The 17095-nt window shown below is 36.7% G+C and carries 13 protein-coding genes; 8 read left to right on the top strand and 5 right to left on the bottom strand.

What is annotated here, in order from left to right:
- Window positions 1-77: 77 nt before the first annotated feature.
- Window positions 78-1709, top strand: coding sequence for a bifunctional UDP-sugar hydrolase/5'-nucleotidase UshA (ushA, locus tag I6F65_RS07495; protein WP_166114843.1), 1632 nt, complete (start codon window positions 78-80; stop codon window positions 1707-1709).
- A gap of 34 nt (window positions 1710-1743) precedes the next feature.
- Here the strand turns inward: ushA and I6F65_RS07500 are convergent, their stop codons facing one another.
- Together I6F65_RS07500 and I6F65_RS07505 are read right to left on the bottom strand one after the other, a co-directional pair.
- Window positions 1744-2688, bottom strand: coding sequence for a hypothetical protein (locus tag I6F65_RS07500; RefSeq protein ID WP_197112252.1), 945 nt, complete (start codon window positions 2686-2688; stop codon window positions 1744-1746).
- The gene (locus I6F65_RS07505; RefSeq protein ID WP_231613133.1) at window positions 2681-3574 is read right to left on the bottom strand and encodes a phosphate/phosphite/phosphonate ABC transporter substrate-binding protein; all 894 of its coding nucleotides are present in this window, start codon (window positions 3572-3574) and stop codon (window positions 2681-2683) included. Before I6F65_RS07505 ends, I6F65_RS07500 begins: the two co-directional genes overlap by 8 nt.
- A 219-nt stretch (window positions 3575-3793) precedes the next feature.
- Here I6F65_RS07505 and I6F65_RS07510 point away from each other — a divergent pair, with 219 nt between their 5' ends.
- From I6F65_RS07510 to I6F65_RS07520, 3 genes are all read left to right on the top strand, one after another.
- A complete protein-coding gene (locus I6F65_RS07510; RefSeq protein ID WP_197112254.1) occupies window positions 3794-4660 on the top strand; it encodes a S1/P1 nuclease in 867 nt (288 codons plus the stop codon).
- Window positions 4661-4693: 33 nt separating this feature from the next.
- Window positions 4694-7876 (top strand): TonB-dependent receptor, encoded by a 3183-nt coding sequence (locus tag I6F65_RS07515; protein ID WP_197112256.1) that lies wholly within the window; start codon window positions 4694-4696, stop codon window positions 7874-7876.
- A gap of 345 nt (window positions 7877-8221) precedes the next feature.
- Window positions 8222-11338, top strand: a complete 3117-nt coding sequence (locus tag I6F65_RS07520; protein WP_197112258.1) for a TonB-dependent receptor — start codon at window positions 8222-8224, stop codon at window positions 11336-11338.
- 53 nt (window positions 11339-11391) lie between these two features.
- Here I6F65_RS07520 and I6F65_RS07525 read toward each other — a convergent pair whose 3' ends face one another.
- Window positions 11392-11823, bottom strand: coding sequence for a MarR family winged helix-turn-helix transcriptional regulator (locus tag I6F65_RS07525; RefSeq protein WP_024611125.1), 432 nt, complete (start codon window positions 11821-11823; stop codon window positions 11392-11394).
- Between the two features lie 151 nt (window positions 11824-11974).
- Between I6F65_RS07525 and hmgA the strand changes: the two genes are divergently transcribed.
- Both hmgA and maiA read left to right on the top strand, forming a co-directional pair.
- Window positions 11975-13276 carry a homogentisate 1,2-dioxygenase gene (gene hmgA / locus I6F65_RS07530; protein ID WP_197112260.1) on the top strand — a complete coding sequence of 434 codons (1302 nt, stop codon included), beginning with the start codon at window positions 11975-11977 and terminating at the stop codon, window positions 13274-13276.
- A gap of 2 nt (window positions 13277-13278) precedes the next feature.
- Complete coding sequence (gene maiA / locus I6F65_RS07535) at window positions 13279-13908, top strand: maleylacetoacetate isomerase (RefSeq protein WP_197112262.1); 630 nt, start codon at window positions 13279-13281, stop codon at window positions 13906-13908.
- Between the two features lie 13 nt (window positions 13909-13921).
- Here maiA and I6F65_RS07540 read toward each other — a convergent pair whose 3' ends face one another.
- Window positions 13922-14155: a TIGR02647 family protein gene (locus tag I6F65_RS07540; RefSeq protein WP_024611123.1), complete on the bottom strand. Its 234-nt coding sequence runs from the start codon at window positions 14153-14155 to the stop codon at window positions 13922-13924.
- Between the two features lie 411 nt (window positions 14156-14566).
- Here I6F65_RS07540 and I6F65_RS07545 point away from each other — a divergent pair, with 411 nt between their 5' ends.
- Window positions 14567-14869, top strand: coding sequence for a DUF1496 domain-containing protein (locus tag I6F65_RS07545; RefSeq protein ID WP_024611776.1), 303 nt, complete (start codon window positions 14567-14569; stop codon window positions 14867-14869).
- Between the two features lie 54 nt (window positions 14870-14923).
- Window positions 14924-15232, top strand: coding sequence for a VF530 family DNA-binding protein (locus I6F65_RS07550; protein ID WP_166113915.1), 309 nt, complete (start codon window positions 14924-14926; stop codon window positions 15230-15232).
- A 66-nt stretch (window positions 15233-15298) separates the two neighbouring features.
- On the opposite strand, the gene I6F65_RS07555 is transcribed toward I6F65_RS07550, so the two are convergent.
- Complete coding sequence (locus I6F65_RS07555; RefSeq protein ID WP_166113918.1) at window positions 15299-16918, bottom strand: diacylglycerol kinase family protein; 1620 nt, start codon at window positions 16916-16918, stop codon at window positions 15299-15301.
- Between the last annotated feature and the right edge of the window lie 177 nt (window positions 16919-17095).

Consider the following 17095-nt stretch of genomic DNA (forward strand, 5'->3'; position numbering starts at 1 on the left):
ACTACGTTTTTTTAGCGTAAAACTAGTTTAAACTACCCGCTTGATAAATTAAGTAGACCTTAATGAACAGGTATTTTATGCGTATAATTATTTTTTTCTCAGTTATTTTAAGTATCGTTGGGTGCACTTCTGCAACTCAAAACTCCGTCTCCAGCAATTCTTCTACTCAATATTTAACAGTACTTCATACTAATGATAATCACGGGCGCTTTTGGCACAATGAAAAAGGCGAGTATGGTATGGCAGCTCGTAAAACGTTAATTGACTCTCTACGTAATGAAGCACAAAAACAAGGTCATGCAGTATTACTACTCTCTGGTGGTGACATAAATACAGGTATTCCTGAGTCAGATTTACAAAAAGCGGAGCCTGACTTTAAAGGTATGTCGTTAATTGGTTACGATGCGATGGCATTAGGTAATCATGAATTTGATAACCCTATTGATGTATTAAAACAGCAGCAAAAATGGGTGAACTTTCCTTTTTTATCAGCAAACATTTTTGAAAAGTCTACTGGTGAACATGCTTTTGATAGCTATAAAATATTCAAAAAGAATGGCTTAACAATCGCTGTTATTGGTTTAACCACTACCGACACGGCTAAAATTGGGAACCCGCAATATATTGGTCATTTAGAGTTTAAAGATCCGGTTGAAATTACAGCAAAATTAGCACAAAAAATTAAAGCTCAATATAATCCAGATATTACTATTGCACTTACACATATGGGTCATTATGTAGATGCTCAGTTTGGTATAAATGCACCTGGCGACGTTACACTTGCTCGCTCACTTCCTGCTCATACATTAGATATGATTATTGGCGGACACTCGCAAGAACCTGTTTGTATGACCGGCAAAAATATTAGCGACGAAAACTTTAAACCCGGTCTTGCTTGTAAACCAGATCAACAAAATGGCACCTACATAATGCAAGCCCATGAATGGGGTAAATATGTTGGTAAAGCTGAATTTAAACTTGAAAATGGTAAATTAACATTATTAGATTACAGACTTATCCCTGTGAACTTATATGTTGATAAAGTACAAACTGATGGTTCTACAAAAGAAGTATTAGCAAACGAGTACATTAAACCAGACCCAAAACTTGAATCTTTTTTAGCGGTATATCAAGCTAAAGGAGCAAAACAAATTGAAGGTAAAATTGGTAATATCGATGCCCGTTTAGAAGGCGACAGAAACAAAGTTCGCTATCAACAAACTAATCTTGCACGCGTTATAATTCAGGCACAAATGGATGTAGTGGGTGCAGACTTTGGATTAATAAGCGGTGGCGGTATTCGTAGTTCTATTGAAGCTGGCGAAGTAAGTTACAAAGATATTTTAAAAGTACATCCTTTTAAAAATCGCATTACTTATATGGATTGGCAAGGCAGCGATTTATGGGATTATTTAAATACAGTAACAAGCTTCCCACCAGATGCTGGTGCTTATTTGCAATATCATAAACTATCGTTTGAACGTAAAAATAATCAGCTAATAAACGTGATGATTAACGGTCAACCGCTAGATAAAAATAAGACTTATAGAATGAGCCTAAATAGCTACAATGCCTCTGGCGGTGACGGCTACCCTGCTCTTACAGATCTTAAAGGATTTGTTAGCACTGACGAAACAGATGCTCAAGCACTACAAGACTTTATATCAAAAAATAGCCCACTTAAAACCGCAGAGTTTACTCCTAAGTAAACGCTAATAAGAAGGAAAGTAACAAATAGCTTAGTTACTTTCCTTTTATATCAATATTTCCTTTATCTATATTCACTAACCCGTAGCTATGTAATCGTGAGCGAGAGCCCTCACCAAATGCCTTTGGTGGATAGTAAATCTCTTTTTGTTCAGGGTATTCGCTTAACACCTCATCAAGTGCAGCGCGAATCTCACTTAGTGTTTTTTCAAGACTATTATTAAAGTTAGGTCGTTTTCTTACGGTGTGACCTAGTTCAACTAATCGATGAAAATATTTATTTGCTAACTCTACAAGCTCTTCTGGCACATTTTTATTTTGGTTAAGTGCAATATCATTGTTTTCCTTGCAAAACTCCACAAGAGCCAAATAAAAGCAAAGGGGCTTATTAGCCAATGATGTAAGTTGCTCGTGCGCATAATTAGTAGAAAGAGTTTTATGATTAAGATCTATAATGAGCATAAATGGAGCTAGCTCTATAATAGGCTTATTCAACTCAATAGCTTTTAAATCTTTGTTATTATTAGCTAAAATAAGCTTTAGCCACATACTTAAGCTAATACTCAATATAAAAAGCATCAAACAAAAAGCCATATTACTAAGTGTTATAAAATTTGAATTGATATTAAATACAAGTAATACCCGACCATTATTGGTTCGCAAATAATCAATGTGTTGATTAGGCTCTAATTTAATAGATAACCCATTCCCAGGAATAATATGCTCAAGAGATACGCTTTCATCGATTAATACACGGTTTAACTTATTAATATAACTGCGGACCGCATCTTTATTGCCTGAGTGCTTTAATAACTCATTTGATAAATCGAGTAATGGTAAATCTAGCGCTATTTGTTTTTCTATTTGTATTATTTTTTGTTTAATTACATAGTGTTGCTTTTGATTAACCGATAAATAAAACACTGACAAAAACAGTAAAAATAATATTAGAGTTATAATTGTTGAGTTAAATTTACTCATTATTATCTCCTTTAAAGATTATTTTTTTACTGTCGCAATTCCAATATGGTTTAACATCCTGGTAGTAGTGCAAGGTTTGATCTTTAGACATTTCGAGTAGGTGTTTTTGCACCGTACACAATAAATCAGTATTATTTTGCTGCATTTTTAAATACCAACGCGTACCCGACACATTATTACTTAGCGGTGTAATATAGTTTTTTGAAAAACGCTGAGCATCACTTTCTTTCCAAAAAGATGCAATAATATCTACTTTGCCATTGGCAAGTAAATCACGTAACTCGTTATGAGAACGCGCATAGGTGATTTTCAAATTTGCTAAATTTATATTCAATTCTTTAAACGTTTGCTTTGGTAAAATATGCCCTGAGCGGCTTGTAGGGTAATCAAGTAAACCAATTCGTTTATCTAAAAAATACTCTTTAGTCAGTCGTGGTTTTTCTTTAGAGGAAATAAAAAATGCGGTGTAATCAGCAAAACCAACTACAGGCTGATAATTGTAGGTAGACTCAGCTTTAAAAGCTGCCATTATGTTATTTTTCGCTAAAATTAAGTCTGCAATTCCCTTCCCTACAAACTCAAAACTATCTGACGTTCTGTAACCCCAATAACCAACAACAGAGCCATATTGTTTAGCCACAACGTTATCGTCGCACAAGCTTTTAGTTAATATTTTGGCTATTTTTTTTGATTGTGTAAAAACAATTAACTTATCTTTATTTTCGATTGCGGTTGTTTGACACTCTATTGAAGTTTCAATCATGACCGGAAAACGTAGTTCTGCATCGTCTATACTTACCTGCCCCCACAGCCATATAAGCACAAACAACATAAACAAAAATGTAACAAACAATGTTTTATGCAGCAGCATACGTTTAAAATTCAAAGAAAAACCATCCCAAAATATATTATCCGTGCATTTGAACAATTTTACTTACTTATTACAACAAGTAATTTTACTCATTAACTTTAAATGCATGATTTTAAATAACTAATAATAAGAAACTATGAATCTTATTGACTCCTTTCTATTAACTACAAAAGTAAGGACAATTGACCGCATAAATTATAATAGCAACATGAAACATTCATTTAGGAAGTTCTAATGCATAACAATTTAAAGCTATCAATAACCTCAGCATTATTAATTAGTGCCGTTTTTACAAGCAGTGACACCTATGCATGGGGCCAAAATGGTCATCGTATTGTCGGTAAAATTGCAGAGTTACATTTAAGCGAAACAACAAAAACAACAATATTGCCGTATCTGAATGGTGAGTCACTTGCTCAAATATCAACATGGCCTGATGAAATGCGCTCAGCTCCTGGTGAATTTTGGCAAAAAAAATCATCTCGCTGGCACTATATTAATGCCGCACCTAACCAACCTTTAAGTCTTGATCATTCACATACAAAAACAAAAGAATCGGTGAGTAATATTCTTGAAGGCATTCATTATTCAATGCAAACATTAACTGACGATAATAGCTCTTTAGATGCTAAACAGTTTAGTTTACGTTTTTTAGTTCATTTAGTGGGTGATAGCCATCAACCATTTCATGCAGGTAGAAGCGAAGACAGAGGCGGCAACAGCATAAAGGTTAAGTTTTTTGGTCAAGATACAAATCTTCATAGCCTTTGGGATACAAAGCTTATTGAAAACCAAAACTTATCGTATACCGAGTTTGCACAATTTATTGATACAAATAATAGCGAATTAATTGCTGAGTACTTACAAAGCACGCCAACAACGTGGCTAGAAGAATCTCGTAATTTAGCTAATAAAATTTATAAATCAACAAACGATGAAGTTAGTTATAGCTACATATATGAAAGTACACCAATTATAAAAACTCGCCTTCAACAAGCGGGAATTCGCTTAGCCGGATTACTCAATGCTTTATTTGACCCTTCTGCAAAAGAGTTAGAAACAGCACTTAAAATGAATACTGATACACAAACTGCAAATTAAATTTAAATAACCTACACACGGGAAATCAACATTATGACTAAGCTTCGCCTTTCGAAACTAACTGGAGCGGTAATTTTAGCGCTAGGTGTTTCTACAAGTGCAATGGCTGCAGATACGTCATCTGCAATGCGCGGTAAAATTACTACACCTTCAGGTAATAGTGCTGCAAACGTTAAAATTAAAGTAGTTCACCAACCAACAGGTACTGTAAGTGAACTTACTACAAACGAAAGCGGTACTTTTATCGCAAATGGATTACGTGTAGGTGGTCCTTATACTGTTATTATTGACTCAGACACATTTAATGACACGACGGTTGAAAATATTTTCTTAAACCTTGGTGAAACATATCGTTTAACGTCGCAATTAGCGCCGTTAAACATTGAAAAGATTGAAGTGTCTGGTTATAAAATTGTTCAGCAATCTGGCGGTTCTAGCAGTACATTTGGTAAAGATACCATTGAAAACATGCCTAGTTTTAATCGTGACATTAAAGACATTGCACGTTTAAACCCGCTTGCTAGCATTAATGGTAACGGCGAGCTTACGTTTGCGGGTAGTAACCCGCGTACAAACGGCTTAACGGTTGACGGTATTGGTCAAAATGATGACTTTGGTTTGAATTTTGGTGGTTACCCTACGTCTCAACCACCTGTATCACTTGATGCAATTGAACAAGTGTCTGTAGATGTATCGCCATTTTCGGCTTCAAAAGGTAACTTTGGTGGCGGAACAATAAACGCGGTAACTAAGTCAGGTACCAACGAATTTAAATTCTCTGGTTTTTACGAAATTTCAACACCTGAAATAGCGGGCGATGTTAAAAATATAATTGAAGAAGACGGGCTTGATGAGTTAGGTCATAAAACGTTTTCAACAACAAAAGTTGAGCCAATTAAAACTGAAAAAAGATTCGGTTTCAATGTAGGTGGTGCAATTTTAAAAGACGAACTATTTTACTTTGTTAATTATTCTGAATGGTCAAGTGAGTTAGATCTTGATTATGGCTTTGATGGTTCAGGTGCTTCAAATGAATTTAATACCTCAGAAGCGAACTATAACCGTTTTATCTCTATTTTAAATAATGAATACGGCTTGACTGACTCTTTAGCCGGTGCCCCAGAAGATACAAATAAAAGCTTGTTAGTTAAATTAAGCTGGAACGCAAGCGACGATCATCGCTTAGACTTTACTTACCAATGGCAAGACGACCAAGACGAAAAAAACTCCAGCACAGGCGGCAACAATATTGCATTAGTATCAAGTACTTATGCCTATGTAACAAAATTCAATAACTTTGCGACAAAGCTTTATTCTGACTGGAGCGAAAACTTTTCAACCGAAATTGGTGTGTCGTATAAAGATGTTACCTCTGATAGCGCAACTCGCTCTAACTTAGGAAGTATTACTGTAGAAGAAGACGGCAGAAATGGTCCTTATTACAGCTTTGGAACAGATCAGTATCGTCATGCTAATCGCTCTGAAACACAAAATCTAACCTTAACATTAGATGCTACTTATTTAATGGATGAGCATGAAATAAACTTTGGTGCTCAATACGAGTCACTTCGTTTATATAACTTGTTTGCTCAAAACTCGCTTGGTTCATGGAAATTTGATAGCTTTGAAAGCTTTGAAAACCGTGAAGTGGGTGCATATGATTTCTCTTATCAAAATGCATACACCAATGATTCTGCCGATACAGCTTACGACGTAAGACGTAATCAGCTAGCCCTTTACATAGAAGATACTTTTTATGTAGGTGATGATTTAGAAGTAACGGCAGGTGTTCGTTATGAGCGTTTATCGTCAGATGACAAACCAACTCTAAATGAAAATTTTGCTAATACTTATGGCTTTACCAACCAAGAAAACCTTGATGGTATAGACATAATTCTTCCTCGTATTGGCTTTAAATACTATGCAACCGAAGCACTTACTATTAATGGTGGCATTGGTCGTTTCCAAGGTGGTATACCAAACGTTTGGTATAACAACTCATTTCAAAGTGATGGTATAACACTTGTATCAGCGCCTAATAATGTAATAAACGATTACTATGCAAATAATCCAGCTGATATTACCCAAGTGCCTAGTGAAATTCAAAATTCATTAGAACAAGGCGCTGGTAGCGTTGCCTATATTGACCCTGACTTTAAACTGCCTTCAAGCATTCGTACACAAATAGGTTTTGAATACGAATTTGATTCTGAATTACTAGGTGACGGCTTTAAATGGCAAGCAGAAATTGCTTATCATAAAAAAGAAAATGAAGCGGTATGGCATAACACATCAATTAATCCAATCGGCCTTGCTGCTGACGGTGAGCGTGTTATTAACCAAAGTATATACAGTGGCTCTTTAAGCGATAACGCAGATATAGAAATGACAAACTCATCTGAGGATGGTCGTTCAATTATTATCTCAACTGGTATTGCTAAACAATGGGATAACGGTTTATTTATATCGGCAAGTTATGCTCATCAAGACGTAACAGAATCATCAGCGGGCTCCGCTTCTCAAGCTGAAGGTAACTACAAGCACAATATTACGGTTAACCGTAATGAAGATATTGCGGCTCGTGGCTTTTACGAAGTAGAGCACAGTTTTAAAGTTAACTTAGCTTACAACACTGAATTTTTTACAGGGTACGCAACTAAGTTTAACGTGTACTTTGAACGCCGTTCAGGTCGTCCATTTAGTTACACAATGAATATGTATAAAAACGGTGACTTAGGGGATACAAGTACTTTCTTCTCTAATGGTGCTTACTTACCATATATTCCAACTGGCGCTGATGATGCAAACGTAAATTGGGATGAATCTGGTATTTCTTGGGCTGAATTAGAGCCATTATTAGAACGTGCTGGAATATCTCAGCGTGGTGGTATTTTAGGTAAAAACACCGCAACTCAGCCTTGGGTTACTACTATGGATATAAGCATTAAACAAGAAATCCCTGGTTTTGCTAAAGGTCACTCTGGTGAGGTTTACTTTATGATAGATAACTTCGCAAACTTGTTAAATAGCGACTGGGGTGTTGAAAAGCGCCTAGGATATTCTAACCAAACTATTTATGACTTTAAAGGACTTGATGATCAAGGACGTTACATATTAGACAGTAGTTTTGGCGGCGCTGATGTACGTAACTATTCGCAAATCAACCAATCATCATCTGCATGGCAAGCTAAAGTAGGTGTGAGCTACAAATTTTAAGCCTTAATAGGTAAGTAGTAACACATTAAGTTATTTGTTAACAAAACCCATTGCAAAATTGTAATGGGTTTTTTGCTTTTTACACCCCAATTTCACATTTTTGTCATAAAACCCACGTAATATGTTCCTCGTTATAGAGTTGTTACTCAAAAAACACTCAAATATTCAAAAATAGTACTATTTATTAAAAAAACATTGCAGTTGTATTTTATTTGTAACAAAGAAATGAGGTACACTAGTAACGGATTTTTAATAAGATGAACTTGAACTGTTTATTTTGTTGAAAATTTACAATTTAAAATAAAAATATAAAAAATTTAATGATTAACTACACGGGAAAATTAAATGAAAACTCAACTTCGTAAAACAGCTCTTTCACTTGCTATCGCAGCATGTGTTAGTGTTAGTGGCGCAGCCATAGCAAACGAAACTACGTCTGCAATTAAAGGTCAAATAACAGGACCTAGTGGCAACCCTGCTGCTGGCACAAAAATTACTATTTTACACGTACCTTCAGGCTCAGTAAAAACAACTGAAGTTAACGACGCTGGTTACTTCACAGCTAAAGGTTTACGTGTTGGTGGACCATATAGAGTAATCGTAGATTCTGACATCTATGCAGACCAAGAGTTCAATAATATTATTTTGAACATTGGTAACGATTACCCTGTAAACGCATCGCTTGAGTCAATTTCAAACATTGAACAAATAGTGGTAACAGGCGCGCCAATCAGTGCAATGTCTGGTGGTTCAGGTCCAGCTTCAACATTTACGCTAACAGACCTTGAAAACACTCCTGCAATTAACCGTGATTTAAAAGACATCATTCGAATTGATCCACGTGTAGCAATCGATGATAGCCGCGGTACTATTAACTGTGGTGGTGGTAATCCACGCTTTAACAGCTTAACCCTTGATGGCGTTCGTATGAACGATAACTTCGGTTTAAGCTCAAACGGTTACCCTACTATCCGTGCCCCTTTCTCTTTCGATTCAATTGAGCAAGTAGCTGTTGAACTTGCACCATTTGACGTGCAGTACGGTGGTTTTACATCGTGTAACATCAATGCTGTTACAAAGTCTGGCGGTAATGAAGTACACGGTAGTGTATTCTTCGACTACACTAACGATTCACTAAAAGGTGATAAAATTGAAGGCGAAGACGTTGATAACGGTAGTTACAACGAAAAGCGCTACGGTTTTAATGTTGGCTTACCACTAATAAAAGATTCACTGTTTTTATACACTTCATATGAAAAACTAGAAGGCGTAGCACAATTTAACTACGATCCACTAGGTTCAAGTGTTTCTGCAAGCGATTTAGCGCGTATTCAACAAATAACTCAAGACGTGTATGGCTATAATGCAGGTACTACGCCTCCAAGCGCGCCAGTAGAAGATGAAAAAATCTTAATTAAATTAGATTGGAATATTAATGAAAATCATCGTGCTAACTTAATTTATAACCACAACGATGGCTTTACATTATCTCAGTCAGATACAGGCTCTACACGCCTTTCACTAGATAGTCATTTTTATGAGCAAGGCGCAGAATTAAATTCAATCATTGCTTCGCTTTACTCAGATTGGAGCGATGATTTTTCAACTGAAATTCGCTTAGGTAAATCAGAACTTGACGCACGTTCGGAATCATTAGACGCGGCGAGCAGCTTTGGTGAGTTCCAAATTGATACAGACGATGGCGGTACAGTATATTTAGGTCCAGATGATTCTCGTCAATCAAACGATTTAAACTATGACACAATCACAGCAAAAATTGCGGGTACTTATTACTTAGACCAACATACAATTACTGCAGGGTATGAGTATGAAGAACTAGAAGTATTTAACCAGTTTGTACAACACACGCAAGGTGAGTGGCAATTCGATTCAATTGATGATTACGAAGCCGGTATCGCAAGCGCAATTTTTTACAACAATGCTGCAGGCACAAATGATCCAACTGACGCTGCTGCAAACTTCTCGTATGCGCAACATACTTTTTATGTTCAAGATGAATATAGCTTAACAAATATTGATGCCTCTTTAACGTTTGGTCTTCGTTACGACAAATACACAAGCGATGACAAACCAACGCTAAACCAAAACTACACTGACCGTTACGGATTTAGTAACCAATCTACATTTGATGGCATTGATTTAATTCAACCGCGTGTTGGCTTTGAATGGTATGCAACAGATGCACTTGAAGTACGTGCTGGTGTTGGCTTGTTCTCAGGTGGTAACCCTAACGTTTGGTTGTCTAATTCATACTCAAATGATGGTATTACCAACATTAGTGCAAATCAGTTCGGTGCAATCGACTTATTTGCTGCGTCTAATGCAAACGGTGGCACGCCTGGTTTTGATGTACCTCAATCACAGTTTGATGCTGTAGCAGGAGTAACTATTGGTTCTGGCGATAGCTCTACAAATGCAGTTGACCCGAATTTTGAAATTCCTTCAGAATGGAAATATTCAATTGGCGCTACTTACACAACTGAAAACGATTATGTTTATGCTTTAGACTTCTTGTATTCAGACAAGCGTAACGCTGCGACGACGATTGATTTAGGTATTACAGACTCTGGTGTCACTACATTCGATGGTCGTCCTATCTTAGAATCTGTTGAAGGTCGTGATGGCGATTTGCTGCTTACTAATGTTAATGGTGATAGCGGTCAATCTTCTGTTTTCTCTGCAGCAGTAAGCAAAGCGTTCGATAACGGTATTAGAGTACAACTATCGTATGCTTATACAGATGCTGATGATGTAAACCCAATGACGAGTTCTACAGCAAGCTCTAACTACGGTAACTTAGCAACATCTAATCCGTTAAACCCTGGTGTATCTTCATCAGATTACGAAATCCCACATCGTTTTACATTAAACCTTGGTTATACTCACGAATTTTTCGATGGATATGACACACGCTTTAATTTATTCGGTGAAGCATATAAAGGCTTACCTTACAGCTTTACATTTGATGGTGGTGACAGCGTATTTGGAGACGTTAACTCAAACCGTTCTCGTCAACTTCTGTACGTTCCATTAGTGAACGATCCTAATGTTGTTTACAACATGAGTGCTGACGAAATTAGTGAGTTTAATGACTTCATTGATTCTGAAGGCTTAAAACGTGGTGAAATATCTGGTCGTAATACGCAAAATTCAGATTGGTTTGTTAAGTTTAACTTTAAGCTAACGCAAGAAGTGCCTGGATTTATGGAAGGTCATAAAGGTGAAGCATTCTTCGTAATTGATAACCTTACTAACTTACTTAACGATGACTGGGGCGTACTTAACAAAGGTCCATTTGTTGGTGCTGAAATGATTAGCGTAGCTACTGATGATCAAGGTCGTTACGTTTATTCAGGTTTCAACCCAAATAATGCAAACACGACAGTTCAGCGTGATGCGTCTTTATGGGAACTACGTGTAGGTGTTCGTTACACGTTCTAATTTGACATGTTGAATTAGTAATAGTTTATAAGCCCATCTTTTGATGGGCTTTTTTATTGCTGTAATTTACTTTTTAGCTTATCAAAAATATTGTTTAACACTGCGTATTCTTCATCATTTAAAGCACTCAGTAATTGCTTTTCCCAATTAAGTGCATCGGGTGCTATTTGTTCGTATAAAGTCCATCCGTTATTGCTAAGCGTTAATAATGCTGCACGCTTGTCTTGCTCATTTAGCTGACTGCACACAAATTCTTTATCAATAAGTGCTTTTACTGCACGCGAAACCGTTGATTTATCCATATTTGCTTGTCGACATAAATCTCTTGCATTGCTTTGTCCGTACTGCGCTAAATTAGCAAGTATTCGCCATTGAGGAATATTTAAACCATATTGAGCCTGATAAACCTCAGCAAAATCGTTACTCACAAGCGTTGCTATATTTGTTAACTGGTAGGGTAAAAACGTTGCTAAATCTATTTTCATTATTGTTTATTCCAAATCTATAAAGTTTACTTTACTGTTCATTTTTATTTACAATTACGAGTAACAGCACATTTGATATTAGTCTCACTTGAGAGTACCTTAACTGAAATGAGATAAACATTAAACCAACCTTCTCTCACAGGAGCGAGTAATGTCGACACAATTAAATTATATGACCGGTTTTGGTAATGAATTTGAAACACAAGCGCTACCTGGTGCATTACCGGTAGGTCAATTTAGTCCGCAAAAAGTTAAGTACAATTTATATACTGAACAATTTAGCTCAACGGCTTTTACGGCTCCTCGCGCTTCAAACCGCCGAACTTGGTTTTATCGCCTGCGCCCATCGGTAGTGCAAGGTGATTATAAAGCAGTAGATAATGGTTTAATTAGAACAGCCCCCATTACAGAAGCAATAACCCCGCCCACAATGCTTCGCTGGAATCCTATTACTATCCCAACTGCTGATACTGACTTTATTGACGGTTTAGTTACCATGGCCGCGAATGGAAGCGCTAATAGTCAATCGGGGATTGGTATTCATATTTATGTCGCTAACAAGTCAATGCAAGAGCGTTACTTTTGTAATGCCGATGGCGAAATGCTGTTTGTGCCTCAGCAAGGTGAATTATTAATACATACTGAGTGCGGTAAGTTAAATATTAAACCAGGTGAAATAGCGGTAATTCCGCGAGGTATTAAGTTCTCTGTTGATTTAATTAATGATACCGCTCGTGGTTATATTTGTGAGAACTACGGACATGCATTAGAACTTGCAGAGCGTGGACCCGTTGGTGCTAACGGTTATGCAAACGACAGAGACTTTCAATACCCTGTTGCTGCATTTGAGGATAAAGAAGGCAACTTTGAGCTAGTTTCTAAATTTAATGGCAATTTATTTAGCTGTGAAATAAAGCACTCCCCTTTTGATGTTGTTGCATGGACTGGTAATAGCTCACCCTATAAATACGATTTATCACGTTTTAATGTAATGAATAGCGTTAGCTTTGATCACCCCGACCCTTCTATATTTACAGTGTTAACCTCTCCTTCTGCTACGAAGGGAATGGCAAATGTCGATTTTGTTATTTTTCCTCCACGCTGGATGGTAGCCGAAAATACGTTCCGCCCGCCTTATTATCATCGTAATATAATGAGCGAGTTTATGGGCTTAATTGAAGGTGTGTATGATGCAAAAGAGCACGGTTTTATACCTGGAGGTGCTAGTTTACATAACTGCATGTCGCCTCACGGTCCTGACGCTGACGTATTTAATAAAGCATCAAATGCAGAGCTTACACCGCAAAAATACGAAAACACCTTGGCATTTATGTTTGAGTCACGTTACATAATTTCGCCAACAAAATACGCATTAGAAGGTACAGAGCGCCAACCAAATTACACTGACTGCTGGCAAACAATTAAAAAACAATTTACGGGTTCAGCAAATTAACCATGAAGTTATATAGTTACTTTCGCTCATCTGCTGCTTATAGAGTTCGTATTGCTTTAAACTTAAAGGATATAAAGCACGAACTCGCTATTGTAGACCTGCTAAAGTCAGAACAACTTGGGGATGATTATTTAACGACTAATAAGCAAGGTTTACTCCCCGCATTTGAAACCGACCAAGGCGTGTTAGCGCAATCACTAGCAATACTAGAATGGCTTGATGAAACATACCCACAGTGTCCATTAGTGACTGGTACTGCGTGGCAAAAAGCACAAATAAGAAATTTGAGTTTTGCAATTGCCTGCGATATTCACCCGTTGAACAATTTACGCGTGCTTAAATATTTATCGGACGAGCTATGTGTTGATACTGAAGGTAAAAATAAATGGTACCAACATTGGATTGAAGAAGGCTTTAACAAAATAGAACTCATGCTAAACAAAAGTAATGACTACTGTATTGGTAACCAGCCTACACTCGCTGATATTTGTTTGGTACCTCAAGTATATAACGCAATTCGTTTTAATATAGATATGAGCTTATACCCAAAAATTGCAGCTATTTATATACATTGTAATAAATTAGCTGCATTTAGTGATGCTGCACCGCAAAACCAACCCGATGCAAATTAAAGTAATTTAAATACTAACTCTGAAGCGCACTATGAATAACCGTAATATGTTCAATTAAATCCAAGCCCAGATCGGTTAAGTAACCGCCATCGGGGCTATCTATAATTCCTTTGTCAAATAGTCGCTGCGCCGCGCTAAGTAGGCTGGGCTCTGCATCTGAATGTAGTTTAATTCCTTGCATTTTACTGTCGCGAGGGAATTTAGCTAATAATGTAAATTCTTCTATCATAGTTTGATTAAATTGCATGTGTTCACCTTTTTATTGTTCTGTGTTTTGTTGAGTGTGTTGTATATTACTTACCCTAGCATGTTTTTTATACCAATTGTATTAAATGTAATTTGTATTAACTCTAGGGTCTGTTGATCTTTCAAGGTTAAATTTGCAGCAGTCTGTTTGGTATTTAGGCAAGGCAGAGCCTATACAGTGTGGTTATTCCCCATAAATAGGCGATAACGTAGCATTAATGCCAAACAGGCGCTGCCCAAAGGGTTCTTCCTAGGGGCTATTTACTCTTTGTTGCTCGGTTTTGACTTAGCCCACTAGGTTACAAATCTCGCGCCGCGATTAAATAGCCCCTAGTTTGAACAAATTTTAATCCGCAAAGATCAACAGACCCTAGTGTATTATTTTTAAAATCGCGAAAATTTAAGGTGAGAAATGCGCAATTTATATATTCTATGTTTTTGTTTTAGTTGCTTAACATTCACAATGCTTAGCCATGCAGGTTCTAATAAAACGCTTTCGGTGGTGGATGCAGAGCAATTTATTAGTCTCGATTCTAGTTGCTGGTACGATAATAAACGCTACACCGAGGGAGCTTTAATACAAGTACACTCTTTTACATTACTTTGTGGTGCAAAAAACCCACAACAAAATAACAGTCAGTTAATCTGGCTTAAAATAGATAAACAAGGCAATGCTATTTACCCGTCGCAGCCTAAAAAAATCACAGTGAATTAGCCTCTATGCGTGAAATAAGCTACAATGCGCATAGTTTAAATAAGCAGTGCAGCTATGAATAATCAACCTAAAAACCCTTTACATGGGGTAACGTTAGAACAAATACTTGTTGAGTTAGAACAGCGACTTGGCTGGAGAACACTCGGTGAGCAAGTGAAAATAAAATGCTTTACTGATGCGCCAAGCATTAAGTCGAGTTTAAAATTTTTACGCAAAACACCATGGGCACGCGATAAAGTAGAAGCTCTCTACATTCATACTATAAATAACAAACCTATTCGCAGACCAAGAAGTGCGCCTAGAGAAACGTCAAATCAAGCACCTGATACAACAGGATTTGTTTGGCCTTCTATTAAAAAATAATTTATAAAGTGATGTATAACCGTGTTATACATCACTTTATACTTTAGCCCCCTCTTACATACCTTTTTATACCTCTTTGCAAATTACATTTAGTGATGCCGGCTCTATGGTAATAACTAACTTGTCAGCTGTTTTAACTTCCCCATCAACTACATACTTAATTGTATTTTCGCCCGTAATTTCGACTTTTTTAGCATTGGTATGATGAGAATTAATTGCTAAATGTGTTTGTGTAATACTGCTAAACATCAGCTCTGCAATACTTAATACCGTTGTAGAGTTTTCGTCATTAGGGGTTAGCCAGCTTATATCAAGTAAACCATCACTGTGGTCGGGTTGCCCACCGCCTTGTGCTAACAATGTAGTAAAAGGTGCGGCATTGGCTACAATAAAGCTATTTGTGCAGATTTCTCGTGGTTCATTATTATCGAGTTTAACGTTAAGTATTTGCGATTTTTGTTCGCTAAATGATTGTAAAAAACCATTGATATAAGCAAGCTGACCTAATTTATTTTTAGACTCTCGGTCTGCTTTTTCTATCATTGATTGCTCAAAACCAATACCCGTTAGTAACAACATAAGTTCATTATTACAGTAAGCGGTGTCTATAAGGCTGGTTTGCCCATCAATAATTAAATCACATGCTTGTTCCACAGGAATAAATTTAGAGCTAATTCCCATTAATACATGAGCAAGTGCATTAGCAGTCCCTAAGGGGATAATACCTAGCTTACAAGATGTATTAACTAATACACTAGCCACTTCTGCAACGGTGCCATCACCACCACAAGCAATAACAATGTCTGGGTTGTGCTTCATAGCTTGCTCAGCTAAAGCCGTACCATTAACTTGTGTTGATGTAGTTAAAACCGTTAAATCATAATAAGCTGATAAACGAGCAATAATTATGTGCTCTTTATCTTGCCATATTTTTGTACCCGATACTGGGTTGGCAATTAAAAATGCTTTGTTTTTAATTATTAACTCACCTTTTTTATGACGCTTAGCAAGGTGACGTAATTGGCGCTTATTCAAATTAGCTGTTTGGCGAGTTTCTTTTATTTGAGCGAGTACTTCATGTACATCTGCATTTTTATTTTGGCTTAGTAAGTAAGCAGCCATAACAAAAACAGAACGCCCTCGGCCTAAAGCACAGTGTATAACAACACGACGGTCTTTTTTAATATGATGGTGTATCCAGTTAATAGCCTGATTTAGCTGTGAGTGCGAAGGTATACTGTGATCAAGCACAGGGATATTTAAATACTTTATATTTTCTTGCGTAGAACTCCACTCTAACCCATCAAATTCGCAAGTTACATCTAAAATTGCCGTAATACCGTTACTTTTTAATGTATCTATATCTGAAGGAAATAACCGACAAGCTAAAAACAAGTGCTTATTAATTTGTTGAATGGGCGGCACTTTGTCATGTTTACGTGCCCACGCATTATATATTTGCACGCCAAACAAAAATGGTACGAATGCCCAACGTATATAAAAAGGAATTACACCGTTTTCACGCTTTCTAAATATTTTGGCTATATTAAAAATATAAGCAGCACTAACAAGCGTAAGTGATAGAGCGGTCCAGTAAAAAACAATCGAAAAATAAACTGAGTTTACTTCCCAGCCTGTCAATATAAGTAACAACGCTAGTATTAAATAACTAATTGCAGCCCACATACTGTCTCCTTTAATGGTGTATTACCGTTATTATTTTTGCTTATTTAAACGGTTGAATTTTTAACGTTGCAAATAACGCGCCATATAAAAGTTTAAGGCGCAACACGCTAAAAACATAAGCTATTAATTTAAAAGACTATTTCATAACTAAAAATTCACTTAATAACACTGAATTAA

Origin of the sequence: Pseudoalteromonas sp. SWXJZ94C, from assembly GCF_015864385.1 — a bacterium.
Taxonomy (GTDB): domain Bacteria; phylum Pseudomonadota; class Gammaproteobacteria; order Enterobacterales; family Alteromonadaceae; genus Pseudoalteromonas.